The organism is Furfurilactobacillus rossiae DSM 15814 (assembly GCF_000428925.1).
Taxonomy (GTDB): Bacteria; Bacillota; Bacilli; order Lactobacillales; family Lactobacillaceae; genus Furfurilactobacillus; species Furfurilactobacillus rossiae.
In genome coordinates this window covers 82,175-106,494 of record NZ_AUAW01000004.1, presented here as the reverse complement: position 1 = coordinate 106,494, position 24,320 = coordinate 82,175, and the positions used below count along the sequence as shown (strand labels likewise).

Sequence of the window (24,320 nt, the reverse complement as noted above, 5' to 3'; positions counted from 1 at the left end):
TCCCTCCTACTGTGTGCCGCCGCCGTTAAGCAAATCCGTATATAGTTGCCACTTACCACTCGTGTAAACGTAATAAGTCGGTTGTAGATCCACAACTTGTTTGGAATCGTAATTATTTTCCCATTGATAGCCGAGCACAATATCTTTAATTTTGTTTTTCGAAATACCAGCAGCCTCAAGTTGTGCCATCACCGTCGATGTTGCTGGCAACGTCACGTTACTATTAGAATCTGTTGGCAGTGGCACCTGAAGATTGGTCAACGTAAAGTCAATTTCTTCGGTACCAGACTTTTTGTTTTTGACCTGAACAGCGCCAAAATCCGTTTGATTAAAGATTGGGAATCCTTCGACAAACGAACGGTAGGTTACTTCCCGACCATTGTTTTCATTGTCAAAATACCGCACTGAATCTAACGGCATGCCCGTACTGCTCAATCCAGTAAACGAAGTCTTTAGGTTTCTGCCTAAATCGCGAGAAATTGAATTCTTGGCGTTGTAGTTTTCAAACATGACCGCGCCCGTCTTATCGTTCACAGTCATCCGTTTGTACGCACCGTCAAAATAAATCGTGTGACCATCATGACGCTGGACACTGACGGAAGTGGCCTCTCCAGAATTCAGTAACGACGTAACAAAAAAGTTAGCACTCTGTTCACCAATAAGGTAACTGTACTTAGGAATATGAACCTCATTAGTATAGTAAGTTAGCGTATGATCCTTTGACGTAATTTGCTCAACTGGATAGCGTTTGTCACCCTCGGCAATCACATGACGAACCTTGCTTAATTGCTGTTTGGAAACACTAATTTTATAAATCGTTAGATCGTTGTCATTTAGCAGGTACAGTTCACCTGGCTTAGTCGTTGAAAACAAAATCCGTGAGAACTTAGCGGTAGGCGACATAAGCAATCGTTGATCATAAGAACTGTTAAAAATGGAGCGGCCAATATTGTCTGCGTAACTTAACTGCACCGTGTTCTTTTGATTCAACAATTTTTGATAGGCATCTTTATCCTTTTGACTAACCTTGCGAAAATTCGTCATGCGCCAATTCTTAACTTCGTTTTTAACGGTGGTGACCAAATTGATTTTGGGATTATAAATTGATTCAGCGTGTCCATGCGAATCCGTCACGATTACCTGCGTTGGCAAGTAAATATCGTCAATGGAACGTGTCGATACTGTTGAATGAGTCGACCGGGTCGATGACGTAGCGGTCCTAGCACGATCAAAGCGGGCCGGATTAATCCAAATTAGTAGTGATAAAACAATACTGAGTCCGATCAGCAACGTTAGTGCGACCGGTAATAAACCATTTCTTAGTCTAGTCCACATCCCAGTCATCCTCCTCAAATTGCTCGAATGGCAGTGAAATATAGAACGTGGAACCCTTGCCCTCGGTACTATCAACCCAGATTCGACCGCCCAGCATCTGAATAACTTCCTTCGAGATGGCTAGTCCCAATCCTGTACCACCTTGAGCACGGGAACGGGCCTTATCAACTCGGTAAAATCTGTCAAAGATGTGGGTCAGATCCTTATGTGGAATGCCTAATCCCTGATCGGAAATACTCATAATGACCTGGTTGTGTGTCTCTAGTAAACGACAAGTAATCACACCACCATCTGGTGAGTACTTGATTGCGTTGTTCATGATATTATCGACCACTTGGGTAAATCGATCAGTATCGATTTCAACCCATAAGTCTTTGTCGGTAAAGTCACGCTCGATTCGATAATGCTTTTCAGGATTGTCGTCCGTTTTTATCATCATGTCAAAACGATTCAAAATATAGTTGAACAGTTCGTTCAAATTGACCGTTTCCATTTCAAGTTTAGTGGTTCCAGAATCCATTCGGCTAAGGGCTAACAGATCATTGACCATCCGGATCATCCGTTCCGTTTCATCTTGAGCGACCTTCAAAAAGCCAGGTGCGACTTTTTTATCTTCCCAAGCGCCATCGACTAAAGCATCGATGTATGAGCGGACGGAGGTTAACGGTGTCCGCAATTCGTGAGAAACATTCGAAACAAACTGCTTACGGTCTTCGTCTTCCTTCTGCTGTTCAGTTACATCATGAAGAACACAAACCAGCCCTGAAATGAACCCAGATTCACGTTGAATCAGAGAGAACGTTGCATGCAAGATCAGGTCACGGCCCTCTTCTGACAAATCAAGAGCGACCTCATCCTGGCTTTCCAGCAACTCCCGGAGCGTATACTGATCACGAATATGAAGAATATCTAGGATAGATGTGCCTTCCGCTTCTATTTCATCAACGTTCAAGAAATCGCGAGCCGCCGAGTTGATGATATTTATGTTTCCACGTCGATCAGTGGCGATGACCCCGTCACTCATATGGGCCAGCACCGAATCCAACCGTCGTCGTTCAGCCTCTGTGGACTCCTGCGCTTCTTCAACACGCACGGAAAGGTTATTAACCGCACTGGCCAATTGACCTAGCTCATCGGTTCCATAGACACGCACTTGACCAGAATAGTCACCTTGCGCAATTTGAACCGTTTGTCGCTTCATTTCGTCAATTGGACGGGTTATTGCCCGGGAAATAACTATCGACATAATCAACCCTAAAATGATAGCGACCGCCGCTGCAGATAGGTAAATCAACGTGATGTTATTAATGTTCTGATAAACACCCTCTAGTGAGGCACGAATGTAAAGCACCCCAACCAGTGTGTTTCCGTTATTACCCGAGGAACTTAACAACGGCACAATCGAAACATAGTACCGATTATTATCACGGGCATCATAAACATCCCGTTGATAGGAACGGTTGTTGTAAATTGCGTTCTTAACGTTACTATCCGTAGTTTTCTGACCAACAATCGTTTGATCGTTGACATTACTGGTACCACGGACCGTGCCTTTGTTATCGATAACGCGAATTTCAGTGATGTTCGCGTTATTCACTTCAGATAAAATGCTACGGATTCTCGTATTGGCAGCTGTAGTATTACTGCGCATCAACTGGTCAGATAATGAATTATCAATATAAGCCGACAATTGAATCTGCTGTCTAAACGTACTCAAGTTCTGCTGTTCCAATTGGCGTACGAAAAAAGCCCCGACGACTTCCAGCGTAATCAATAGCATCAGGGCAAAAATGAGCGCAATTTTAAAATTAATTGATTGGAAAAAACGAATCTTTTTGTTCACAATCCAAACTGCTCCTAGTTTTTAACTTAATCTGTTTCTGGGTTGCGTAAGTAATAACCGACACCCCGGCGGGTAACTAGCCATGCCGGGTGACTTGGTGTATCTTCAACCTTTTCACGCAATCGTCTCATCGTAACATCAACAGTCCGGACATCACCAAAGTAGTCATAGCCCCAGACTGTTTGTAACAAGTGTTCACGTGTCATAACCTGACCGATGTGCTGAGCAAGGTAGTACAACAACTCAAATTCACGGTGGGTCAGTTCAATGTCATCCCCACGTTTGGACACCATGTAGGCATCTGGATCGATTTTTAGATCGCCAACTTCAATTGAGTTGGATTCATTTTCCGCAGCAGCAGAGTTTTTAACCACTGTATCCTGCCGGCGTAAATTGGCTTTCACACGGGCAACCAGCTCACGGTTTGAGAATGGTTTCGTAACATAATCATCGGCACCCAGTTCCAAGCCCAAAACCTTATCGATTTCAGAATCCTTGGCCGTAACCATAATGATTGGCGTTGTGTACTTAGTCCGAACACGACGGGCAACTTCCAGCCCATCAATTTTAGGCAACATTAAATCAAGCAATATCAAATCTGGCTGTTCATCATCAACTTTGGCAATTGCTTCTTCGCCATCAGCTGCCGTGACAACGTCGTAGCCCTCTTTTTCAAGATTGAATTTGATAATATCAGAGATTGGTTTTTCATCATCAACAACAAGAATTTTACTCATGTAAACATATCCTCCATTGGAGTTAAGTAATTGAATACGAATTTCATGTAAAACGTCGCTCAAGACTATGAGCAACCTCTTCTATTATATCACAGCCACTAAATTGACTAACGACGTACGCGTCGAAGTGGAATTAACCATATGATGACGTTTAAAATCATGGATAACAACGCAAACGGTGGGAAAAAGAACGTAATGATGATCACCAAAACATTAATGATCAAGGACCACTGGTTTCTTCTCTCTGAATCGGCCGATGTGCCCGCTTTAGTAGACAGTTGATTAGCATGTTGAACAGCGTGGTTCAAGATAATAAACGAAATGTTAAAAGGCAATACAATCAATGCATATAACATAGCGCTCGGCCTAGCAAAGATGTCCGTCCCATACCACGCCGTTACCGCAGGGATTAAGGACATCCAGAACAGCAAATTCATATTTGCCCACAAAACATGTGCATCCGTTTTTTCGACTGCGGCAAACATCTGATGATGGAAGTTCCAAATTTCGGCAATCATTAGAAAACTAGCGACGTACACGACAAATGGCATTCTCATCTGCCACAACGCGGCCCAAGTGTGTTGTTCAGGCAATTTTAAATCCAAAACTAGAATGGTAATAATGATGGCAACAACGCCATCAGTAAATGCCTCTATTCGTGACTTTGACATGAGTTTACAACCTCCACATCAGAGTTTAACAGATTCAGCGTACTTGTCATTAGTGATCCTGTTGTTGGCGCTGATATTCATGTGGCGTCAGCCCAGCATAGTGTTTAAATACCTTGGCAAAATGACTCTGATCACCAAAATGAAGCCGATAACAGACTTCCGTTACGCTCTGCTGCAGTAACAGCGTTTTAGCTACGGTCACCTTACGCATCAAAATATACTGTTTCAGCGTCCACCCCGTTTGCTGGTGGAAGTGCCGGGTAATGTAATCTGCGGACAGTTTCATCCGTTTGGCAACATCCACAACGCGCAGACGGGTCTCTATATGTACATTGATATCTTTCACAATCTGGTTCACGAGGTGATCTCCACCGAGACGAGAACTATGAACACGACGCCGCTCAAACGCCACTACCAGTTGTCCTGCCAATTTTGTGCTAGTCATATCATCGTTGCGGACATCCTGCCACCATTTACCCACAAGCTCAGTAAAGTGTCGCAAACGTCCATTTACTGTCAGTTGATGCCCCACAAACAGTCCTGCAATCAATGTTAACCCAATCAGGTGTTGGGGTCTCGGCGTAACTTTGACAAAATGCGTTTTAACAAAGTTGCTTAAAACTTCCCAGTTTTCCTTGGCAATCGCTTGAATCAACGTTTGCGCCGGTTCTACGTGAAACGATTCAAGTCTGGCCTCGCTGAGTTTCGGTACCATCAACGGCGATCTGCCCAGCAAGCCGACATATAAACAGAGCGCACATAAACGTAACTGTTGCTCGTCCATATCCGAAAAACCAACACCACAAACGATGACACCTAACTCTGCCTTGAAGCAGAAGGCCTGTCGATGCTTGACTGACGTATGCTTTAACATCGTTATTTCTGTTTGTTGTACTTCTTGAACGGCCGCCTTGATTAAGGCACGATCGAGGATATCAAGGTCATTATCTGTGACATTTCTTTTTATGTGTCCAAGTTCGTCCAATTCAACCAGTTGAATCTTCATTAATTTAGCAATTTCTGATTCCAATAAACGTTGCTTACTAGTCATCTTTTTTGCCTCCATATCCACGACGGATTTCAACCATTAAGTCGTCTTTATCATATCTGAATATAAGCGAACTAATTACACTCTAAACAGTTGGTAAGGGTCAGTAATAGACGTCAGTGATTGATTACATTTAGGGGGCTTTAAAATGTTCAATATTGATGAAGTACGTTTGCAAAAACAAACAAAGCAGGAGGCCGTTAAGCATACAATTGAAACCTATTTTCAGGCATTGGATGGGGGTATGGATGCCGCTACGCTAACGAGTCTATTTTGTTCCGAATCCTTTTTACGTTTTAAAAGTCATGAACGGGCTGGTCATGCAGCCATTCTAGAAATGATTCAAACCTTACTAACAAACCCACAACACCTAACCAACATGACGATCGACGTCCCTTCACTAGAATTAGTCGCACTTGTCCACGGTCATGTGGTTATCCAAGGAACTGATAATTATTCAGAACCTTATAGCTTCACGATGACACTCGTGTCGGATCGCCTGATCCGTAGCCAGGATCACAATCGTTGGTTGATTCATCGATTGAATTATCAACCTGTATAATTTGCACTAAAATTGCCGCTGTAGACGAATCACTACGCCTGCAACGGCTTTGTTTTGTCATAATCTAAACTTTTTCTGAAAAACCTGTTGTCAGGGTTTGGAGCATATGATACTATATAAAAGTTGAATTGATATGGATCGCTAGCTCAGCTGGCAGAGCAACGGACTCTTAATCCGTGGGTCCAGGGTTCGATCCCCTGGCGATCCATCAAAACAATTAACCACCAATCACGCTGGCTCAGCCCGTGATTGGTGGTTTTTTTCTTGTTTTCATAGATTATTGAATAGTACTGGACAGTATGAAAGTGTTACCAAATTGCCCATAAATAAGGGACTACCCATCAGTGAGCAGCCCATGAACGAAATCCTGAAGATCTAAATCTAGGTTCTCTGAGATATAACAGCAGTTTACGTTTGCGAAATCTACCAAACTGTCATAATACCGTCATTAGAAAGATAGTGAGTGCTTCCAGCCAGCACTCACTACCCTCGTGGGATAGATGTTATACGGTAGGCTAGTCGCTAATTGCGATTAGCCTTTTTTATTATGTCGTAAGCCTTGGCAAACAAAACTACTGAATTCATTCCGAAGATAGCCACATGAATTGCTAGTTAACTAAAATCAACGTTAACTAAGCGACTTGATACATCCCATAATTTATTTGACGCTTTTAAATCCATTGCTTGTTTGGCAGGTTTATCTAATTTCGGTTTGCCCCATATTTCCATTAAACCGGTTGGCCCATAAAAGTATCCACCCTTAGCTTTCGGTGACGTAGCTGCAAATAAAGCTGATCTAGCCCCCTGACTGGGAGTCTGAAGAAAACGAAAAATTAATCGAGTATACAACGTTTTTCCTGGACCATTTTCAATTAAGTTAGTTGCAACACCACCGGGATGAACACCAATGCTTGTGATTCCCCAATCATTTGCGAGACTATGCTTTTGTAATTCAGAAGAAAACATCAAGCAAGCCAATTTAGATTGAGAATAGGCAACGTCAGGATTATAGCTTTGTTGAGATTGCAAGTCGTCAAAATTTATTCTACCAGATCGGTGTGCCATGCTGCTAACGGTAACAACACGAGCATTTCGGGTTCTGCGCAAAAGAGGAAGTAGGTGCGCGGTCAGAGCAAAATGGCCAAGATAATTCGTACCAAATTGCAGTTCAAACCCATCTTTTGTGACCTGCCTATCCGGTACTGCCATCACGCCAGCATTATTGATTAAGACGTCCAGTTTTTTTAATTTCAAATTGAGTGCTTTGCTAAAACTTGCAACTGAGGATAAATCGGCCAAATCAAGTCGTTGAAACTCAATTTTTGCCTTCGGATATTTAGCCTTGATTTTTTGAACAGCCTTGGATCCTTTACTTACGTTACGACCAGTTATGATGACATTTGCTCCAGCTCCTGCCAAAACTATCGCAGTTTCAAATCCCAGTCCTCCTGTGCCAGTAACTACAACATTCTTGCCCTTTTGAGAACCAATATCTCTTTGTGTCCATCTCTTTTTATCGTTTCTATTCTCTCTCATATAACATTATCCATCCTTTTCACGTTACAGTTGTAACCTCTTGACGTTTGCAATATACTCTGGATATTAAGGCGTTTCAAGCCTATCAGAGTGAAACGTTACAGACTGGAGCGAATTGTAATGTCAAATAAATTTAACGGGCATAGAAACGCAATCACGAAAGAAAGCATTTTTACAGCGTTAATGCAATTGATGGAGAAAAAGGACTTCCATAAAATATCTATTACTGAAACCACCACTAAGGCCGGCGTTTCCAGAATGGCATTTTATCGAAACTATGAAACTTTAGAAGACGTCATAACGGACTATCTTAATACTTTCTTCAATGAGTACGAGCGGCAAATATCCTCGGTGGGCATAGAAAACCCTCACGATATCATATTAATGTTTCTTTCCGATTTTAAATCTGAACAGCAACTGCTGGTGAACTTAGTTAAATGCGATTTAACCTTTCTTCTTCTTGATAAATGTAATTCTTTCCTAGAACAAATTTGTGAAAAATCCGTATGCGATAAACTTTATTCTCCAACAAAAGAGGCTTTTACAATTAAATTTTTATGTGGCGGCTTTTTCAACTTGTTAATTGAATGGGCATCACACGATTTTAAGGAAAGTGAAGAATACTTGGCGGATTTGTTCAGTGAATACTGCTAACAGAACGCATCGTTTAACCAGTTTCGGAATAATTGAATAAGTTCGTAGCTTCTTATTCGGTGACCCATTTAATTAAACAACACATGTAATTTTAAAAGCGCGTGATCAATTTAAACTGATCACGCGCTTTATTGAAAAATTCTAATAAATCATTCCGTCAAACCACAGTCTATTCGGTATGTCCGATTTTATAACTCAAATTTTGGCTAACATACCTCTGGTTCGTTTGGTATGACTCATTGTCAGTTGAATCCGTATCTGAATTGCTATCATCAGAGTTATCAGCCGAATCTGAGTCGCTATCCGAAGAATCTGAACTGGAATCGTCGTTATTGCTGGAGTCTGAATCACTATTGGAATCCGAATCATCATACCCCGGTGCCGACGTATCACTAATTTTCTTGGTAGCATGGATGCTCTTAATCTTGCCAGCGCTGCCAGTGCCATCAAGTACTGCCACGTACTGGAAAACCTGCGTATGTGAGGCACCACTGTCACCATAAAACTTATATTTCACGTTATAGGTTGCCTTTGTTTCAGCGTTCTTATTAGGCACTACGTGGAAGTCTTGGACAGTGAAGTTTACACTACTGATTTTTTTGTCATTATTGTAGTTCTTAGCCATGCTAACAATATCTTTGTACTGTTGACTCGACGTACCATCGTCAAACAGAGAAGCAAGATCAGAAGGAACATCACCACTAGCCGATAGTAAATCCATATCCGTAAAGACGTCAGAAATTAAATTGTGAGCATCGTCATGAGACATCACTCCTGGGAAACTGACAGATACTTCCTCATCTTCGTCTGAGTCACGAATTTTGCGTTGATTAGACGTAGCCTTCCCACCGTCGCCGCTGTAAACCATCGTTAATTCCATGTCATTAGACCACGGAATGTCCTGAAGATACAGGGAGCCTGTATTATCCAGGTTGCCATATGATTTGTTGTTGATCCTAACCTCAGCGCCAGGGTAACCTTTTGCTGTGAAGGAAATCGTCTTTAACTCTAGATAAACGTCGCTAGCATTACTTGGCGTAAGCCAATAGTTACCGTCATTTTTCATGTGGTGCCCATGAACATTTCCCTCAGCCGTCAATTCGTATTGTCCGGCAATATACGGACCAAAGCTATGCGAAACGCTCGTCATTGTGGTTTTGTATGCGTGTTGACCGTTGACCGTCAATTTGATGTTCGGCTGATTGGTTCGTAACTTAGCCGAAAAAGTTTTGGCTTTGATTTTATATCGTGGGAATAGTAACCATGCCCGTCCAGAAGGGGTAAACGAATACGCGCCGTCTTCGGTCACACCGTTATTTTTGAGTTGTGACTCAAACTGTTTCATCCCCGAGGGTTTATTTTTCAATTCCTTGATCAAGGGTTGCAAACTTTTGTGACTCAGTTTGAATTGTTTATCAGAAACCGCAAAGTTTTTCGCTAAATTCTTATCGTTCTTTTTAACAGAGGTCATTGCGCGCTTCAGTTGATTATCTTGGGAATAGTAGTTTTTGCCAAACATATATCCACCGGCTAAGATAATAAGCACAATGGCGGCCGTAATCCACGGCCATTTTTTTGTTTTTTTAGTTCTTCGCGTTGGTGCTGAACTGACAGCTGACGGTTTAGGCTTAGAGGCAGCCTGTGACTGAACAGGCTGGCTTGCTGCTCTAGTGCCAGCGTGAAGCACACCATTGCTCTGGCTGCCTGACTGATTTGGTTGATTGAAACGATTACCAGACTTGGGAGCAGCTGACGCACTAGCCGGCTGGCTTGCTTGACTTTCGTTACCAATATTCTTTTTTGACGCCTTATAGTTAGCAATGTTAAATCCACAATTGCCACAGAATAGCGCATCTGGTTTTAATTTTGCACCACAATTTGGGCAGAACTGTAGTGAATCTTGTTGAGCCATGAGTTGATCCTTTCGAAATATTTAGTTTATATAATTGGTGTCATACAAGCGGTCCACTGCTTGATTGTAACTATCTGTTGTATACACCTTTTTTACATTCTTACTGGATGCCGCTACATCGAAATCAAATGTAGGCTTATGCTGATTCAGTTTACGAACATGGTCTCCGGAACTGTAAATATAGCGAATAATCTGGTCTCTATTATTAAAGTTTTTCCTTTTCAAATTACGTGAAAAAATCATGTTTACAGTTTGTCCAGTTTCTGTAACACCTTTTGTTGCCTTGTCTGACTCACCGAGCGACTCCATAAGATTAATCTGGTCGTTGTCGTTTTTGGGGTTTCCCTTCTGAATATCTGCAAACTCATTTGGCAAATATAGTTTCCTTAAAAACTGCCCATGCTTATAGTCGATTTGCAGTTGGGAACCTTTTTTAATTAGTGGAAAACGACTGGCTAATAAGAAATGAAGCGCCGGTCGCTCTGACGAAATAGTAATTGTAAATACGTCAACTTCATGATCATTAATCTGGATATACGTCTTGGGATTAAAGTGAAGAGCGTAATTTTCGGGACCATTATCATAATTATGTGGCATTGAGTAAATGTCATAACGATTTCCATAATATTGTTTAGCTCCGAAAACTCCTGCCCCAATAAGCACGATTAGACCAACAATCAATGCGACTAGCTTTCCCCTAGTGAGTTTCCCATGTCGGCGGGGGGTTCTAGTTTGTTTAGTAGCCTGTTGTTGTGTTGCTGATCCTTGACTCATCATTACTTGCTGAACGTCTGTCCCATTATTGCTCGGAGCCGCCTCTACGCTATTTGCTAAACTAGCATATTCACGATTAGCAGCCCCACAATATGGGCAAAACTTAGTCGTCCGCGAAATCTGTTTGCCACAGTTTGAACAAAAGACCTTATCATCCATTTATCTATACCCCACTAGAACTGTTTAAGCAGCGACATCAAACTTGATAAGGCAGACTGCGCGGCAATATCGGCAACGATGAAAAGAAGTACATTAATGACAACTGTCGTTAAAATCGCTGTGTAAGCGGAATCGAAACTACCCGTTACACCTTGCTGTGGTGCAACAGACAATAGACAGCCACTCAACAAGATGAAGAGTTGTAAGACGACTAGAATGGTGTAAAAGCCCACGCCATTCGTTGAATTAACAGCAAACGAATCAAGAAATTGAACAACAGCTAAAACTAAAATGCTACTTGTGTAGTGAGCAAGTCTATTCGTGTAGCCTAAGAATGTTTGATCAAGATTGTGCGTAGCATAGTGGCTAAAGCAATAACTCACGCCAACAAAAATGGCATAGATTACCAAACCAACAAAGATGAATTGCATCCAAAATGACGACTTGACGCCGCTTTGAGTGCTGGCACCAAAGGCCCCAAGCATTGAAGAACCCATTTGTTCAACCCGCTGAATAACGGTATTGAATGAAAATGCGTTAAGCAAAATAATAATTGCAAAATTAATTAATCCAAAATACTGTCCCGCACTCTCGTCATTATTAAATGGTTTTTTCAACGCATCCCATAACCATTGAAAATAATTCGTTGCATAGCCTTGAACGGCCGTAACAGTTTGGTTAGGTTGTGAAGGTGCAGGCGTCGGCGCGGCTTGGGATTGACTTGGTTGCGCTTGTTTAGCAGCCCCACTCTTTTGCCCCTCAACTGGCAAAACGAAACCACACTTGGTACAAAATTTATCATCAGGAGCTATTTCGGCTCCACAATTTGGACAATACTTCATTGTCCATCCCCCCTTTTTCGTAAAAAATATTTATCGAAAATCACCTTCAAATCGAAAATGCAATTTTTAGGAAACTTTCACATAATAAGCACTACATTCACATTTTATAACAGAATAAAATGCACTTTATATATGCTACACTAGTATATCCTTTTTACGTTAAATATAAATAATTCATTTTCCGATTTCGAAAAAAATTCCCCAACACCTCGGCCAAAAACCGAGTTGTTGGGGATTCATTTACGATATCGATTATTTGTAATACACAGTCGGCATCAAAATTTCACTAAAATTAAATTAGTCTTTCAAGGACTCAAACGTAATTGTCCACAATAACTGCAAAAATTTCACATACGCTAATATTTCATTTCTCAAAAAACTCACTGTCAACTTCTTACAGTGCTTGTTCTCGCTTTGCGTGATCTTCAGAATGCACACTATTCTGTCCATAATAAGCATTGCTTCCATGTTTGCGGTAATAATGCTTATCCAGTAAATACTGTGGCAATTCTGTGTTGCTCCGAGTTAGTTGTAACGTGTGATAGTCTTCTTCTGCAATAACTTCAAGTACTTTTGCATTATAAACAGCCTTATCCGGCGTCGGACCCCAGGAAAATGGCCCGTGTTGGCTAACTAGTGCGGCCGGCACCGCTTCATAATCTAAACCGCGTTCTTTGAAAGTTCGTACAATTGCGTTCCCTGTATTGCCCTCATAATCTGTTTCAATTTCATCTTTCGTTAACGCATCTGCTGCCGGAACATCATCATAAAAAGTATCTGCCGCAGTTGTGTTTAGCGTCGGAATATCCATTTTGGCTGCAGCAAACGAAACTGCCCACGGCGAATGAGTATGTACGATGCCACCAATATTTGGAAAAGCATTATACAAAACCGTATGGGTAGGCGTATCACTTGACGGATTTAACCTTCCTTCAACAACTTCACCCTTTAAATTCACAACCACCATATCCTCGGGCGTTAATTTCTCATAATCAACTCCAGATGGCTTAATCACAAACAGCCCCTTATCCCGATCAATGCCTGACACATTGCCCCATGTAAACGTAACTAATCCTAGTTTTGGCAATTGCATGTTTGCATCGTAGACTTGCTGTTTTAACTTTTCCAACATTTTGCATTCCCCCTTTTAACTCTTGACCGTATGCTTAAATCTTTTCCTGTTCGATGCCAACTTTTGCAAACAGTGCATCAAAAAACGCTTTTGCTTTACCGACTTCTCTAATTGGGTCGCTTGCTGACTCCGTCCACATTTCTACCGTAAAACTGCCAGAGTAATCCAATCGTTTTAGTGTCTTTAAACATCCTTCAAAATCCACATCACCATCGCCAAATGGTACTTCCTTAAATTGGCCTTTAAATGTCGGTGTTACTCGCTTGGTATCCTTTAAATGAACTGCCGCAATATCTTCAATATTATTCTCTAAATCGTAAACCACGTCATTTTCCGGCCAAGCAGAAATATTGCCTAGGTCTGGATAACCTTGCAACCACGGACTCTTTATCTGCGTCTTGACGTGCGCAATTTTCTGCATTGAATTTAAAAATGGATCATCCATTGTCTCAATGGATAGCATTACAAGCTTCTTAGCCGCCATATCTACACATTTCTGAAGGTTTTCAAGAAAAAATTCATGTGATTGCGGCGTTTTGGGTTCATAAAAAACATCATAGCCGGCTAATTGAATATTGCTTATTCCCAAATCCACCGCCAAATCGATTGCTTTTTGCATGATTTCCAATGACTTTCTTCGAACATTGGGATCTCTTGATCCCAATGGATATCGTCGATGACCGGATAACATCAACGTGTTGATTCGACTATTTGTTGCCCACATTACCTGTCGAAATTCGGCCCGTTCTTGTTTTGACCAATCTAACCGTGATAACCGTTCATTGCTTTCATCAATTGAAAACTCCAAAAAGTTATAACCTAAATTGTGAACTAATTTGAACTTGTCTTCCCACGACATATTCTGGGGCAATGCTTTTTCATAAATTCCCAAAGCATTAGTTGTCACGTTTTATGCCTCTCTTTCATGCATAACCATTATACTTTTTATGATAATTTTCTTTAAAATTAACGTTTATTTGTAAAATAAAGACGTAGTCCCATATTTTTACATGAGATTACGTCTTTTGTGTCTACTCTAGGAATATCTAGCACGCAAAAACAGACTGATTTGCCTAGCGTAATCTTGCATTTAAGCTTTAACCATCATGTTAAGACCAAATGCGATCAATTTCTTTTTTAAATTCCAGTGCCGCTGCATGTGGATCATCTGCGCCATGAATTGCACGACCAGCAATAAATGTATAGACCGGCACTCCCTTAAATAGCTTTAAGATTTCCGGTTCCACACCGCCAGTTACAGAAACTTTAAAACCCATATCAATCAGAGATTTTACTGAAGCCAAGTCTTTTTCTCCCCAAACCTGACCGGCAGCCTTAGCATCACGACTTTGATGATAAACAACCTGATCAATGTCATTGTCGAGCCACGCCTGTGCCCTCTTTTTATCATCCCAGCCTTCGTATAACTCCACTTGAACCTCAATTTCATTTTGTGCTTGTGCCATCGTCTGCACAGTTGCCGCATTAATACAAGTCATCCAATCCGCACCTGCATTTGTTGCAACTTTTCCGACATGTCCACCAGCATCAGCTACTTTGGCATCAGCTAAAATGATTTTATCTGGTGCGATGGCTCGAAGATCACTTACGGCGCTCATACCTTCTTGATAAATCAACAAAGTTCCCGCTTCAACAACATCAACAACATCGGCTACTTTCCGTGCAACAGTTAGTGCCTGAGCTGTCGTATCTGTATCAAGTGCGACTTGTAACATTGGTTTATTCATTTTCTTTTCTCCTTGCTAACGATGATCATTATTTGCCAAACTTCTCTGACAAGCTGGAGTCTTTAACTGCGTCCTCAACTTCCTGTTTGGACATTACATTCTTAATACCAATTACAGTGCCGCCACGATCTTCAACTTCCTTGAACATCTTTATAAAAGGTAATGATGTGAACACGACATCATAGTTTCTGGCTGTCCCCTTAGCCTCCGAAACGGACGTATGGTCAGCCTGTGTAACCTCATATCCCATCTCTTTTAAGGCTTTCGTTGCCGTTCTCAACAACATTAGGCTCGTGCCAGAACCATTCGCACACGCAGACAAAACTTTCATAAGTAGTTCCTCCTATAAATTCATTGAATAAAAATTACGCAATCTAGGCTTTGTTATGCATTCTTTTCCATGCATCATAATCTTTAACAATTAAGAAGTAGCCTTTGGGATCGCTACGGTATTCCAACTGTGGAATAGCAAGAAAAATAATAATAACGACAGCAATTCCAACGTACCCAAGATACTTCATAATTACGGTCGCCAGTGGCCATACTGTTGCCCAATCAAACATTCCAATATAGCCTCCGTACTGTGCCATACCAATCCAAGTTGCGATAAACGCTGATCCTGAAACTTGAATTAACCCACATATAAACGGTGCAATCATTGCATACTTGTACCCACCGCGATTATTGGCAAAGACGCCAATTGCAGCATTATCAAAGAATAGTGGGATAAAACCAGCGATAACAATTGTCGGTGAATGGAAGACGATTAAAAGAATAATCATTAAGAATTGCCCCAGTGCACCAAACATAAAACCAATGGTTGCTGCGTTAGGAGAACCAAATCCCAAAGTAGCCGCAACATCGATACCAGGCACAGAACCAGGTAGCCAACGATCAGAAATTCCTGTAAACGATTCAGTTAATTCGTTAACGAAAGTCCGTACACCCAATTGCAAAATTGCCAGATAGACGGCGAACATCATTGACGTTTGTAAAATGTAAAAAATGAAACTTTGACCAGGCTTCATAAAACCAGCCTTTGTTAAGTATGGTGTTCCAAGAATAATTAGAATTATCCCAAAGAAAAAGATCATTAGTACAGCAGTTGACACCATGTTGTCATTGAAGATGGACAACCATCCTGGTAATTCAATGTCTTCCAGTCGTTTAGTTTCCTTTTTCCCTTTTCTCTTGCCACGCTTTTCCATCCATTCAGCCCATTTAGCAAAAATAAAAATACCAAACATTTGTTGATGTGCAATACCAAAACCAGCACCATCAGTCAGCTCCTGTGTGATTCCAACCGTAAGATTTGATCCAACGGCCCAGTACAATCCTAAAACAACACTCATGATGGCTAGAATTGGTAATCTACCTAAGTGCGGAAAACAAAATAGAAAAATCCAAAAGGCAGTTGCAGCCTGTTGCACTTGTACGTTCCCAGTAGTAAAGACAGCTCTCATTTTAGTAATCTTTTGGAAACGAACGAGCAAAATGTTGATGATATACGCTAAAAGCAGCAGTAACATGGTGTCGGCAAAAGACCTACCAAACTGCTTCATAATCCCAACAGTGACAGCATTTTGCCCAAAATAAGGGTCGGTGACCATCGCGGCCAAGTGGAAACGTGCTTTCAGTCCTACTAAAATCGGTCTGAACGAATTGACTAACCCAGCTGAACCTGCCGATAGTATAAAGTATCCAATTGTAGCCTTCAGGAAACCTGACAGTACCTCATACCATTTTTTCTTTTCTAGAACATATCCAATCAGCACGATAAAACCAATCATAAACGCAGGCTGTTCCAGAATATTCGTCGCAAAGTACTCCCAAATGGCCATTAAAACATTCAATACTGCATTCATAGTTTACTCACCCATTTTTTCATTTGAGGTGCTCACATATTGTGTTTCTTCATAACATTTTTGTAATCATCCATTGATTTAACAGTCATTAAGTCATCAATCATCTCATCTTCCATCAACATGTCCGACAGGCTTGCTATGTTCTTCACATGAGTGTCTGAGTCTTTAGCCGCTAACATGAAGAAAAGCTTAGCTTCTTTATCTGGATTACCCTCTTCAAAGGAAACCTTATCTGGCATAATAGTTAAACCAATTCCAGTACCGAGCACACCTTTGTTCCGAGCAGAAGAATGTGGCATAGCAACACCGGGCACAATCACAATGTATGGCCCATACTGCTTAACATCTGAAATAACTTGTTCGATATACACGTCATTAACAAGCCCATTATTTTTTAAAACTTCTCCACTAACACGAATCGCATCTTCCCAATTATCTGGATGTTTATTCGTAATATTAACTAAATCATTTTCTAGAAAGTAGCGTAGCATCAGTCAATCCTTCCTTCCCAACCAATTGTGAATTCACGAACCAACAGTGTTGAATCAAATTATTGACTAAAGCAGTTCTGGGAATGGTAGATCGGGATCGTGTTTAAATGCATCATGAAAACCACGATCATACATGTATTCGAAATCATCCTTATTTTGTGGATAACTAAATCCGCCGCCAACTTGAAGAATAAAGGGTTTAAAGTCATAATGTAGGCGATACTTCTTACGCTCCCATAAGGCAATAATGTCCTTAGGATCTGTGAAGAAATTGCTCCAGATATCCCAGTGCATTGGGATAACAACATTGGTTCGTAAATCCTCTGACATTCGTAGAACTTGCGAATCATCTAACTTATCTGTAATTCCACGAGGGTTTTCCCCGTATGCACATAATGCCACATCGATTTTATTTTCATTACCATGCTTCACAAAGGTGTTGGAAAAATGTGAATCGCCAGCATCATACAAATTTCCGCCAGAGGTTTTAAACAAATAATTAACGGACACTTCTGCCATATTGCGTGGCATTGTGCCTTTAAGAACAACATTGGGGTCATCTTCGGTGACAAGCTCCGTTCGATCAAATGACTCCAGTGCTTTCACTTTAACTGCACCAACACTAATTTCATCACCAGGCTTAACGACGATTGTTTTTTCCTTTGGAATTCCCCATTGAATCCATTCATCCACAACACCTTGTGGTCCGATGAATTTGGCTTTGGGGCAGTTTTTATTTACACAAGCCGCTGTATAGATATCTAAATGATCATGGTGCGTGTGAGTTACGCAAAGGGCATCAATATCTTTAAAGGAAAACGGATCAATAACATACGGGCGATTACGCAAATTAGGTTGTTGTGCCTCAACACCTGCCATCCGCATCATTTGGTGTCCTTTACGCATTTTTCCATCGCCATGACTATGTTTACCGGTGCCATTCCATACATCAACAATAATATTTGTTCCTTCATGACTCTTTAGCCAAAATCCCATACAGCCAGTCCACCACAAACGAAAGCTATCAGCCGGTACATCATAATTGGCGATTTCCTCATTAAGATAGTGTCCCCATTCCGGAAAGTTATTTTTTGCAAAAATTTCTGGTGTAACATCCTTAATATTTTCTGGTGATGCCATAAGTAAATCCTCCTAAACATTGTTGTTATCATCTTGTTTGCGCTTTCATTATTGCTTCTTTGAAATGTTAATTCAATAGTCCTATATGATAATTTTCAATAAATGCGTTGCTTTTAAACTTTTTTAGCCGTTTTATATGACATTTCAACCTAATATTAGTTAAAAACAAGCTTTTATTTGTTAAAATAACATTATGACAGTTAATAAAATAATTGGGAGATTGTAATCATGCGGAATTCTTACAAAAACATAACAGAACGCCGTAAAGAAATTCTTCAGCTTCTTAAGAAGCACAATACGATGTCAATAACAGAACTGAGCCAGAATCTCGGTGTTTCGGAAATGACTGTCCGGCGTGATTGCAATGTTTTATCCACCAGGAGTGAAGTCAGTCAAAAGATGGGAATCATTCGTCTGACTTCTCGAGAAGTTGTTGGTCCTAACGAAAGAGAAAAAATTAAATCCCATTTAGGTTTGGAAGCCGCAAAGCTAATTCACGACAACGACATCGTCTTTGTTAACTCAAGCACAACCGCCATGTATAGCGTGCCGCAAGTTCTACAAAAAAAGACTTTTGTTGTTACTAATAATGGGGGTGCGGTCAAACATTTAACTGATGATGTTAACGGAACCCTAATTTTATCCGGTGGGAACGCGTCAAAGTTTGGCATTATGAGTGGCGATATTGCCAACCACACTTTTCTAAGTATGAGATCAGACTGGGGGATTATCGGTTGTGCCGGCATTAGCTTCGATCAAGGAATTTCAACACCGTCAATAGAAGAAGCGACAGTAAATCGAAACATCGTGAAAAATTCACGTAAACTCATGTTACTTGCAGATCACACAAAATTCGGCGTTTTTTCAAATTTTACGATTGCCAATATAACTGACATTGACCTGCTTATAACCGACACATTCGTCCCAGACAAAATTCTTTATCAATTCAAAAAAAAGGGCATTGAAGTTATTCAAGTGCCCTGATGTATATATACCAATAGCTTCGGTTAGTAACTCATTAAAAAAGTACTGTTGGTCTTAGTTTTAAAAGGTCACAACTTTCTTGATAAGACGTTTATAAAATATTTTCACTTCAAAAACATCGCTTTTCTTCTGATTCTTTGGGATAAAAGCTTGCAAATTTTAAAGAGCATCTCTAAAAGAGTCTTTTACACAATCAATCAGAATATGTAAAAGACTTTTTAATCGTGCCAATGACTATTTATGTATACCTCATGACTTCTAGGAAACTCACGTTTAAAGGCCTGTCGCAATATCACCTTACCTTCATGATTATCAAACGAAATGTATTTCGTTTCATTTCGGTACCCCTGCTCAGTCACAGTCAGTAAGTGCTCCGACCGTTCAATCTTTAATGAGCGATCTTTTTTACGCGTTAACAACACAATTGCGATATTTTTGCCAGGTTTGCACACCTGTTTCAGGATATTTTCAGCCTGTTTAACTGGAATTAAACGCATCATCCTCGCTCCTTCAAAAATCGTTCCAATTCGTCAGTGAATGTTCGTTTTTGTAAATCGGTCGATATGAATAACACCGTTGCTAATTGATTGTTAGCATAAAAGGCCACCCGAGCCGAACCAACCGTGCCCAAATTTAGACGAAACTCATGAATGGAACGCCCGTTAATTCGCTCATGAGCGGCAATTTTAGTTTTGCTCATACCGCTATTGATCTCTTCATCAACAGCTTCTAAAATTTCTGTTTGCATCTGATGCTGCTGGCTTCTGAACTTCTTGAAAAAAGACTTGCAACCCGCCTTGTCAAATACCACTTGCATCTTAAACCACTTCCTTCAGTTAAGGCATATCAGCTCAGGCCCTCCTGGACTATCGAAATTACGTCACTTTTTCATTCACAACAAGTTGATAAAAAGAAAACGCGGAATTCAGATTTTGAAATAAATCGGAATTCCGCGTTTTACATTTATCGATTTTCTAAAAACATTCGCGCACTACAGTTCCTAGTTTACTTCATCTGTCGTCGCTTAATTTCATCCAGTTGATAACTGTACACCTGGTGCGGTTCGTCGATTTTACCATCACGCTGTTCCAAAAAATCTGACGGAATATCGTGATCCGATAAAACTTTAACAACGCGCCGCATATCCCCAGTGAACCACTCGATGTTGTCCTCAACATATGGTTGTGTGCTTAAACCAAATTCATACACGCGCAACGGATTAATCACAACCAGTAACTTTTTCTTGCCCGATTCGGTGATGCGATTAACGTGCCGCAACAATTTTTGTGGAGTCATTCTGTTCACCCTTCCTGTTATCCAGTCTAACAGACATGATGCTAATCTTTCTTTGATTTTGCCTGAAAATCCAAACGGTTAACATAAAATTAATGACCATTTATCCTGTCAAACTGACCGTTTGTCAGTAAAGACATGACAGTGATGCAATTTCTGCGTATGGTTAATTCAACAGAAGGGAGTGCTTACGGTGAAAATAAATTTTGAAATCATTTCAACAATTTTAGAACCATTCATCACCATCCACGCCGCTGAGAAAACGCCACAGCTTGTCCAATTAAGTGATGAAATTCAACAATTATCTAATTCGCTAAATCTAACTGGCTACCGCGACACCAAACGTAAAATGATCTCCGTTTTAGAGATTAATCGCATTCAAACCAGCGGCAAACGTGTTATTTGTCAGACACCTGATGGTGAGTACGAACTACATCAACGTATTTATGAGCTCGCTAGTACGCTACCACATAATTTATTTATTCGAACTTCAAGTAGTGAAATCATTCGCATAGCCTGGATCAAGGAATTTGTTCTAACACCAACCGGAATGTACCAAATCATTTTACGTGACGGTCAACAAACGTACACTTCACGAAGATACACGCGTGAAATTAGAAAGGAGTTGCTCTCATGAAAAAATTAATTAGCTATCTTCTTCGGGGCATAACCATTGGTATTACAACTGGTTTCCTAATCAGCTTAACCTTTGCATTTATTTATCAGAGCAAAGACTACGCGCCTTCCGCGCCCACCTTCATGTCACATTTCTCCTCATCTACCTCAGCCACCGCCGTTTCTGCATTACTTTGGGCCTTGATCGGATGTGTATTCGCAATTTCTAGCTTGGCGTTTGAAGTAGACCAATGGAGCATTACTAAACAAACAATAGTCCACTTTCTAATTACCTATGTAGGTTTCACCCCGCTGGCCATTCTCTGTGGTTGGTTCCCTTTAAACTTCTTCTGGCTTTCGTTTTTCACCCTCATTTTTGTCATCGTTTACTTCATCATTTGGTTGACTTCCATGATTACGGCCCGTCACGAAGTCCGCGCCTTTAACGCAAAATTACATGATTGAAACCTGTAATCACCATAATTCTCCTGTCTAAACAAAACAAATCGGAGCTAACATGCAAAATATCGCATTTACTAATATCATCTTGGCACTTTTTGCACTATATGCCGTACTCAAACGTCAATTGTCCCCACATCGAATCCAACTCAATTTAACGCTGTATCTTTTCTTGATTTTGTTTGGTGCTGCTTCAGTTGCTGATGCCATCACGCACGATCATTTGATCGTTACAGCAGGTGCGGGACTATTCGTTTTAGGATCCTTAATCAGTGCTTTCTTATTTGGTTATCTACGAACACTTTCTTACCACCTGTGGATTGATAAAACTGGCACAGTCATGAGACAAGGTAGCTGGGAAACGATTGTCTTATGGATAGTTAGTTTATTCATCCATTCTTTAGCCGGCCTGTCTTGGCACGGCAGTAATGCAACCATCTTGTTGTATCTTGGCATCACATTACTGGTTCAACGCGGATTAGTTTGGTTACGTGCTAAAAGACAATATCCAGAAGCAATGGCTAAAACTATGACACTACATGAAAACCGGCACGCAGAACGTGAACAACGCCACCAACGTAGACGTGCGGCACGAATTGCACGTCATCAACAATGACTAAAAAAGGCTTGAGAACTCGACCAATTAGGTCAATTATTCAAGCCTTTTTAGATGACTAAACTGTATTTCGGTTTCACGTGTAACATTTTTAAGCTTTTCAGCTACTAATGCATTTCCGTCAGTCAATCTCATCATTTAGAATTCAATCAAATGATGCTTAATCGCATAACGTACTAAGTCGACATGAACATGGATATCCAGTTTGCGCATAATATTGGCCTTGTGTGCCTCGACAGTTTTTGTCGAAATGAACAGTTTGGTAGCAATTTCCTTATTCGAGTATCCGAGTGCTATCAGCGGCAGAACCTCTCGTTCACGTTTTGACAATGCTTGATAGCTGCCAAGTTCTACATCAGTGGCATCCGGGTTAATTTTATCGATATCTGATGCCGTCATTTTGATATTACTATCGAGATATTTCTTCCCGCTCGCAATAACTGTCAATCCGCGAATAACCTCTGTGTCGGGTGAGCTTTTAAGCACGTATCCCATCGCACCATTTTTGATAGCCTGATTAATATAAGTTCGTTCATCGTGCATTGATAAAATCAGAATTTTAGTCTTGGGAAACGCGTCATGCAAACGTTTCGTTGTCACCAAGCCATTTTCACCGGGCGGCATGCTGAGATCCATGACCAAAATGTCAATGCCACCTTCTTCTACGCGCAAAGATGCTTCAGTTCCAGTCGCGGCCTCGTCAACCACCCTTAACCCGGGCTGTTTATTGATTAAATAAGTCAGTCCAGAGCGAACAACCGCATGATCGTCTGCTACTAAGACACTAAGCATCTGGAAGACTTCCTTCCATCACCTTAATCGGAAACTTGACGGTAATTGTGGTGCCAACGTCAAGTTTTGAGTCAATTTCAAAAACACCGTTTAACGCTTTAATTCGATCTGACATATCATGTAGCCCTAATGAATGACCGTTAAACGCTTGGTGATTGGCCACTTCGAATCCAACACCATTATCAATAATTTGCAGTGATACATAATGTTGATGTGCCACAAACAAAAGGAGAACTTCAGTCGCCTCAGCATGTTTCAACACATTATTGATGGCTTCTTGAGCAATTCGATATAACGTATTTTGAACCGCTGGGGTTAAATTATCGCCAGTCGCATTGCCAGCCACCGTAATCGTAACACCAGTCGCCGTCTCAATTCGTTCCGCCAGTGTTTTAAACGCTTCAACTAGCCCAAAGGCATCCAATACCGATGGCCGAATGTTGATTGCCATGTCCTTTACTTCACGCAATGTATCACGTAATTGTGCTTCAATGATTCCTGTCCGTTTGTGCATCACGCTGGCACACTCACAACAGCAGGGTTCGTTTAATTTACGCACGCCCATTATAGCGGCGTAGACGCCCTGTGCAATGCTGTCATGGAGATCTGCAGAAATCGTTTTGCGCGCTTGTTCCTGAGCATCATTGATCGCACAATTCTGTTTGCGTCGGTCAGCCAGCATATTCACACGATCGATGGCACCACAACTTTTAAGTGTCAATGCAAATGTGTTAGAAGCGGCATCAAGTACCGTGTAAGTCATAGCATAATTTGTGAGTTGACTGTCGGTGCACTGAGACAATACAGGCATTGAAAAGTCTGTCGTTGAATTCATCACCTGACAACGTTGACAGCCGCTTCGATCACGATTACGCCATAACGTTGCTTGAACAATTTCAATCAAGTACTGAGGCGAAAAGTTTAACTTATTCTCCAAAGTTTGTGCCAGGGCATTACTGGCAATTAATTCGTCGTCCTGAAAGATCAAAATTGCCTCAGGTGCCTGTTCAAAGTATTTATGAATCAATTGATCTTTATCAAACACAAAATAACCCCCTTCAAACACACATTAAACGACTGTTACCATGCTGTTTCGCACACTAACTAAAATC

The 24,320-nt window shown here is 40.9% G+C and carries 27 protein-coding genes and 1 tRNA gene; 7 read left to right on the top strand and 21 right to left on the bottom strand.

What is annotated here, in order from left to right:
* Window positions 1–6 precede the first annotated feature (6 nt).
* The 5 genes from G400_RS0103125 to G400_RS0103105 form a co-directional block, all read right to left on the bottom strand.
* A complete protein-coding gene (locus tag G400_RS0103125) occupies window positions 7–1,335 on the bottom strand; it encodes a YycH family regulatory protein (protein ID WP_017262498.1) in 1,329 nt (442 codons plus the stop codon).
* Window positions 1,325–3,178, bottom strand: coding sequence for a cell wall metabolism sensor histidine kinase WalK (gene walK, locus G400_RS0103120; RefSeq protein ID WP_017262497.1), 1,854 nt, complete (start codon window positions 3,176–3,178; stop codon window positions 1,325–1,327). Before walK ends, G400_RS0103125 begins: the two co-directional genes overlap by 11 nt.
* Before the next feature lie 26 nt (window positions 3,179–3,204).
* Complete coding sequence (gene yycF, locus G400_RS0103115; RefSeq protein ID WP_017262496.1) at window positions 3,205–3,915, bottom strand: response regulator YycF; 711 nt, start codon at window positions 3,913–3,915, stop codon at window positions 3,205–3,207.
* A 107-nt stretch (window positions 3,916–4,022) separates the two neighbouring features.
* Entirely contained in the window at window positions 4,023–4,586 is a 564-nt protein-coding gene (locus tag G400_RS0103110) for a TMEM175 family protein (protein WP_017262495.1), read from the bottom strand.
* 49 nt (window positions 4,587–4,635) lie between these two features.
* Entirely contained in the window at window positions 4,636–5,637 is a 1,002-nt protein-coding gene (locus G400_RS0103105) for a helix-turn-helix transcriptional regulator (RefSeq protein WP_017262494.1), read from the bottom strand.
* A gap of 145 nt (window positions 5,638–5,782) precedes the next feature.
* On the opposite strand from G400_RS0103105, the gene G400_RS0103100 reads away from it, so the two are divergent.
* Together G400_RS0103100 and G400_RS0103095 are read left to right on the top strand one after the other, a co-directional pair.
* Complete coding sequence (locus G400_RS0103100; protein ID WP_017262493.1) at window positions 5,783–6,196, top strand: nuclear transport factor 2 family protein; 414 nt, start codon at window positions 5,783–5,785, stop codon at window positions 6,194–6,196.
* Between the two features lie 135 nt (window positions 6,197–6,331).
* A tRNA-Lys gene (locus tag G400_RS0103095) sits at window positions 6,332–6,404 on the top strand.
* 404 nt (window positions 6,405–6,808) lie between these two features.
* On the opposite strand, the gene G400_RS0103090 is transcribed toward G400_RS0103095, so the two are convergent.
* On the bottom strand, window positions 6,809–7,732 hold the full coding sequence (locus tag G400_RS0103090; RefSeq protein ID WP_026017203.1) for an oxidoreductase: 924 nt from the start codon (window positions 7,730–7,732) through the stop codon (window positions 6,809–6,811).
* A 120-nt stretch (window positions 7,733–7,852) separates the two neighbouring features.
* On the opposite strand from G400_RS0103090, the gene G400_RS0103085 reads away from it, so the two are divergent.
* On the top strand, window positions 7,853–8,386 hold the full coding sequence (locus tag G400_RS0103085) for a TetR/AcrR family transcriptional regulator (protein WP_017262491.1): 534 nt from the start codon (window positions 7,853–7,855) through the stop codon (window positions 8,384–8,386).
* A 169-nt stretch (window positions 8,387–8,555) separates the two neighbouring features.
* On the opposite strand, the gene G400_RS0103080 is transcribed toward G400_RS0103085, so the two are convergent.
* The 10 genes from G400_RS0103080 to ulaG form a co-directional block, all read right to left on the bottom strand.
* Complete coding sequence (locus tag G400_RS0103080) at window positions 8,556–10,298, bottom strand: zinc ribbon domain-containing protein (RefSeq protein ID WP_017262490.1); 1,743 nt, start codon at window positions 10,296–10,298, stop codon at window positions 8,556–8,558.
* 21 nt (window positions 10,299–10,319) lie between these two features.
* Window positions 10,320–11,231: a zinc ribbon domain-containing protein gene (locus G400_RS0103075; RefSeq protein ID WP_017262489.1), complete on the bottom strand. Its 912-nt coding sequence runs from the start codon at window positions 11,229–11,231 to the stop codon at window positions 10,320–10,322.
* A gap of 14 nt (window positions 11,232–11,245) precedes the next feature.
* Window positions 11,246–12,073 carry a zinc ribbon domain-containing protein gene (locus tag G400_RS0103070; RefSeq protein WP_017262488.1) on the bottom strand — a complete coding sequence of 276 codons (828 nt, stop codon included), beginning with the start codon at window positions 12,071–12,073 and terminating at the stop codon, window positions 11,246–11,248.
* A gap of 394 nt (window positions 12,074–12,467) precedes the next feature.
* The gene (locus tag G400_RS0103065; RefSeq protein ID WP_017262487.1) at window positions 12,468–13,205 is read right to left on the bottom strand and encodes an L-ribulose-5-phosphate 4-epimerase; all 738 of its coding nucleotides are present in this window, start codon (window positions 13,203–13,205) and stop codon (window positions 12,468–12,470) included.
* Between the two features lie 34 nt (window positions 13,206–13,239).
* Window positions 13,240–14,112: an L-ribulose-5-phosphate 3-epimerase gene (locus G400_RS0103060; RefSeq protein ID WP_017262486.1), complete on the bottom strand. Its 873-nt coding sequence runs from the start codon at window positions 14,110–14,112 to the stop codon at window positions 13,240–13,242.
* A gap of 202 nt (window positions 14,113–14,314) precedes the next feature.
* A complete protein-coding gene (locus G400_RS0103055; RefSeq protein ID WP_017262485.1) occupies window positions 14,315–14,953 on the bottom strand; it encodes a 3-dehydro-L-gulonate-6-phosphate decarboxylase in 639 nt (212 codons plus the stop codon).
* Window positions 14,954–14,981: 28 nt separating this feature from the next.
* Window positions 14,982–15,284, bottom strand: a complete 303-nt coding sequence (locus tag G400_RS0103050) for a PTS sugar transporter subunit IIB (protein WP_017262484.1) — start codon at window positions 15,282–15,284, stop codon at window positions 14,982–14,984.
* Between the two features lie 43 nt (window positions 15,285–15,327).
* Window positions 15,328–16,818, bottom strand: coding sequence for a PTS ascorbate transporter subunit IIC (locus tag G400_RS0103045; RefSeq protein WP_017262483.1), 1,491 nt, complete (start codon window positions 16,816–16,818; stop codon window positions 15,328–15,330).
* 32 nt (window positions 16,819–16,850) lie between these two features.
* Window positions 16,851–17,309 (bottom strand): PTS sugar transporter subunit IIA, encoded by a 459-nt coding sequence (locus G400_RS0103040; RefSeq protein ID WP_017262482.1) that lies wholly within the window; start codon window positions 17,307–17,309, stop codon window positions 16,851–16,853.
* A 66-nt stretch (window positions 17,310–17,375) separates the two neighbouring features.
* The gene (gene ulaG, locus G400_RS0103035; protein WP_017262481.1) at window positions 17,376–18,449 is read right to left on the bottom strand and encodes an L-ascorbate 6-phosphate lactonase; all 1,074 of its coding nucleotides are present in this window, start codon (window positions 18,447–18,449) and stop codon (window positions 17,376–17,378) included.
* A gap of 228 nt (window positions 18,450–18,677) precedes the next feature.
* Here ulaG and G400_RS0103030 point away from each other — a divergent pair, with 228 nt between their 5' ends.
* Window positions 18,678–19,433: a DeoR/GlpR family DNA-binding transcription regulator gene (locus tag G400_RS0103030; RefSeq protein ID WP_017262480.1), complete on the top strand. Its 756-nt coding sequence runs from the start codon at window positions 18,678–18,680 to the stop codon at window positions 19,431–19,433.
* A gap of 218 nt (window positions 19,434–19,651) precedes the next feature.
* Here the strand turns inward: G400_RS0103030 and G400_RS0103025 are convergent, their stop codons facing one another.
* The 3 genes from G400_RS0103025 to G400_RS0103015 all read right to left on the bottom strand — a co-directional run bounded on the left by G400_RS0103025 (window position 19,652) and on the right by G400_RS0103015 (window position 20,729).
* Complete coding sequence (locus tag G400_RS0103025; RefSeq protein ID WP_225351477.1) at window positions 19,652–19,933, bottom strand: hypothetical protein; 282 nt, start codon at window positions 19,931–19,933, stop codon at window positions 19,652–19,654.
* Window positions 19,930–20,250: a hypothetical protein gene (locus G400_RS0103020; RefSeq protein WP_017262478.1), complete on the bottom strand. Its 321-nt coding sequence runs from the start codon at window positions 20,248–20,250 to the stop codon at window positions 19,930–19,932. The genes G400_RS0103025 and G400_RS0103020 overlap by 4 nt, the downstream gene beginning before the upstream one ends.
* Window positions 20,251–20,438: 188 nt before the next feature.
* Window positions 20,439–20,729 (bottom strand): hypothetical protein, encoded by a 291-nt coding sequence (locus G400_RS0103015; protein WP_017262477.1) that lies wholly within the window; start codon window positions 20,727–20,729, stop codon window positions 20,439–20,441.
* A gap of 190 nt (window positions 20,730–20,919) precedes the next feature.
* On the opposite strand from G400_RS0103015, the gene G400_RS0103010 reads away from it, so the two are divergent.
* From G400_RS0103010 to G400_RS14325, 3 genes are read left to right on the top strand one after another with little or no spacing between them, the layout of a single operon-like run.
* Window positions 20,920–21,363: a LytTR family DNA-binding domain-containing protein gene (locus G400_RS0103010; RefSeq protein WP_017262476.1), complete on the top strand. Its 444-nt coding sequence runs from the start codon at window positions 20,920–20,922 to the stop codon at window positions 21,361–21,363.
* On the top strand, window positions 21,360–21,806 hold the full coding sequence (locus G400_RS0103005; RefSeq protein WP_017262475.1) for a DUF3021 domain-containing protein: 447 nt from the start codon (window positions 21,360–21,362) through the stop codon (window positions 21,804–21,806). Before G400_RS0103010 ends, G400_RS0103005 begins: the two co-directional genes overlap by 4 nt.
* Window positions 21,807–21,858: 52 nt before the next feature.
* Window positions 21,859–22,416 (top strand): hypothetical protein, encoded by a 558-nt coding sequence (locus G400_RS14325; RefSeq protein ID WP_017262474.1) that lies wholly within the window; start codon window positions 21,859–21,861, stop codon window positions 22,414–22,416.
* Window positions 22,417–22,554: 138 nt separating this feature from the next.
* Here G400_RS14325 and G400_RS0102995 read toward each other — a convergent pair whose 3' ends face one another.
* On the bottom strand, window positions 22,555–23,208 hold the full coding sequence (locus G400_RS0102995; protein WP_017262473.1) for a response regulator: 654 nt from the start codon (window positions 23,206–23,208) through the stop codon (window positions 22,555–22,557).
* On the bottom strand, window positions 23,201–24,253 hold the full coding sequence (locus G400_RS0102990) for a sensor histidine kinase (RefSeq protein ID WP_017262472.1): 1,053 nt from the start codon (window positions 24,251–24,253) through the stop codon (window positions 23,201–23,203). Before G400_RS0102990 ends, G400_RS0102995 begins: the two co-directional genes overlap by 8 nt.
* Between the last annotated feature and the right edge of the window lie 67 nt (window positions 24,254–24,320).

Coding starts and splice junctions, on each gene's coding strand:
- G400_RS0103080 (WP_017262490.1), bottom strand. CDS start 10,298: ATGGCTCAACAAGATTCACTACAGTTCTGCCCAAATTGTGGTGCAAAA.
- G400_RS0103125 (WP_017262498.1), bottom strand. CDS start 1,335: ATGTGGACTAGACTAAGAAATGGTTTATTACCGGTCGCACTAACGTTG.
- G400_RS0103055 (WP_017262485.1), bottom strand. CDS start 14,953: ATGAATAAACCAATGTTACAAGTCGCACTTGATACAGATACGACAGCT.
- G400_RS0103020 (WP_017262478.1), bottom strand. CDS start 20,250: ATGCAAGTGGTATTTGACAAGGCGGGTTGCAAGTCTTTTTTCAAGAAG.
- G400_RS0103065 (WP_017262487.1), bottom strand. CDS start 13,205: ATGTTGGAAAAGTTAAAACAGCAAGTCTACGATGCAAACATGCAATTG.
- ulaG (WP_017262481.1), bottom strand. CDS start 18,449: ATGGCATCACCAGAAAATATTAAGGATGTTACACCAGAAATTTTTGCA.
- G400_RS0103025 (WP_225351477.1), bottom strand. CDS start 19,933: ATGATGCGTTTAATTCCAGTTAAACAGGCTGAAAATATCCTGAAACAG.
- G400_RS0103105 (WP_017262494.1), bottom strand. CDS start 5,637: ATGACTAGTAAGCAACGTTTATTGGAATCAGAAATTGCTAAATTAATG.
- G400_RS0103090 (WP_026017203.1), bottom strand. CDS start 7,732: ATGAGAGAGAATAGAAACGATAAAAAGAGATGGACACAAAGAGATATT.
- G400_RS0103045 (WP_017262483.1), bottom strand. CDS start 16,818: ATGAATGCAGTATTGAATGTTTTAATGGCCATTTGGGAGTACTTTGCG.
- G400_RS0103015 (WP_017262477.1), bottom strand. CDS start 20,729: ATGACTCCACAAAAATTGTTGCGGCACGTTAATCGCATCACCGAATCG.
- G400_RS0103040 (WP_017262482.1), bottom strand. CDS start 17,309: ATGCTACGCTACTTTCTAGAAAATGATTTAGTTAATATTACGAATAAA.
- G400_RS0103050 (WP_017262484.1), bottom strand. CDS start 15,284: ATGAAAGTTTTGTCTGCGTGTGCGAATGGTTCTGGCACGAGCCTAATG.
- G400_RS0103085 (WP_017262491.1), top strand. CDS start 7,853: ATGTCAAATAAATTTAACGGGCATAGAAACGCAATCACGAAAGAAAGC.
- G400_RS0103110 (WP_017262495.1), bottom strand. CDS start 4,586: ATGTCAAAGTCACGAATAGAGGCATTTACTGATGGCGTTGTTGCCATC.
- G400_RS0103070 (WP_017262488.1), bottom strand. CDS start 12,073: ATGAAGTATTGTCCAAATTGTGGAGCCGAAATAGCTCCTGATGATAAA.
- G400_RS0103030 (WP_017262480.1), top strand. CDS start 18,678: ATGCGGAATTCTTACAAAAACATAACAGAACGCCGTAAAGAAATTCTT.
- G400_RS0103100 (WP_017262493.1), top strand. CDS start 5,783: ATGTTCAATATTGATGAAGTACGTTTGCAAAAACAAACAAAGCAGGAG.
- G400_RS0103005 (WP_017262475.1), top strand. CDS start 21,360: ATGAAAAAATTAATTAGCTATCTTCTTCGGGGCATAACCATTGGTATT.
- G400_RS0102995 (WP_017262473.1), bottom strand. CDS start 23,208: ATGCTTAGTGTCTTAGTAGCAGACGATCATGCGGTTGTTCGCTCTGGA.
- G400_RS14325 (WP_017262474.1), top strand. CDS start 21,859: ATGCAAAATATCGCATTTACTAATATCATCTTGGCACTTTTTGCACTA.
- yycF (WP_017262496.1), bottom strand. CDS start 3,915: ATGAGTAAAATTCTTGTTGTTGATGATGAAAAACCAATCTCTGATATT.
- G400_RS0103075 (WP_017262489.1), bottom strand. CDS start 11,231: ATGGATGATAAGGTCTTTTGTTCAAACTGTGGCAAACAGATTTCGCGG.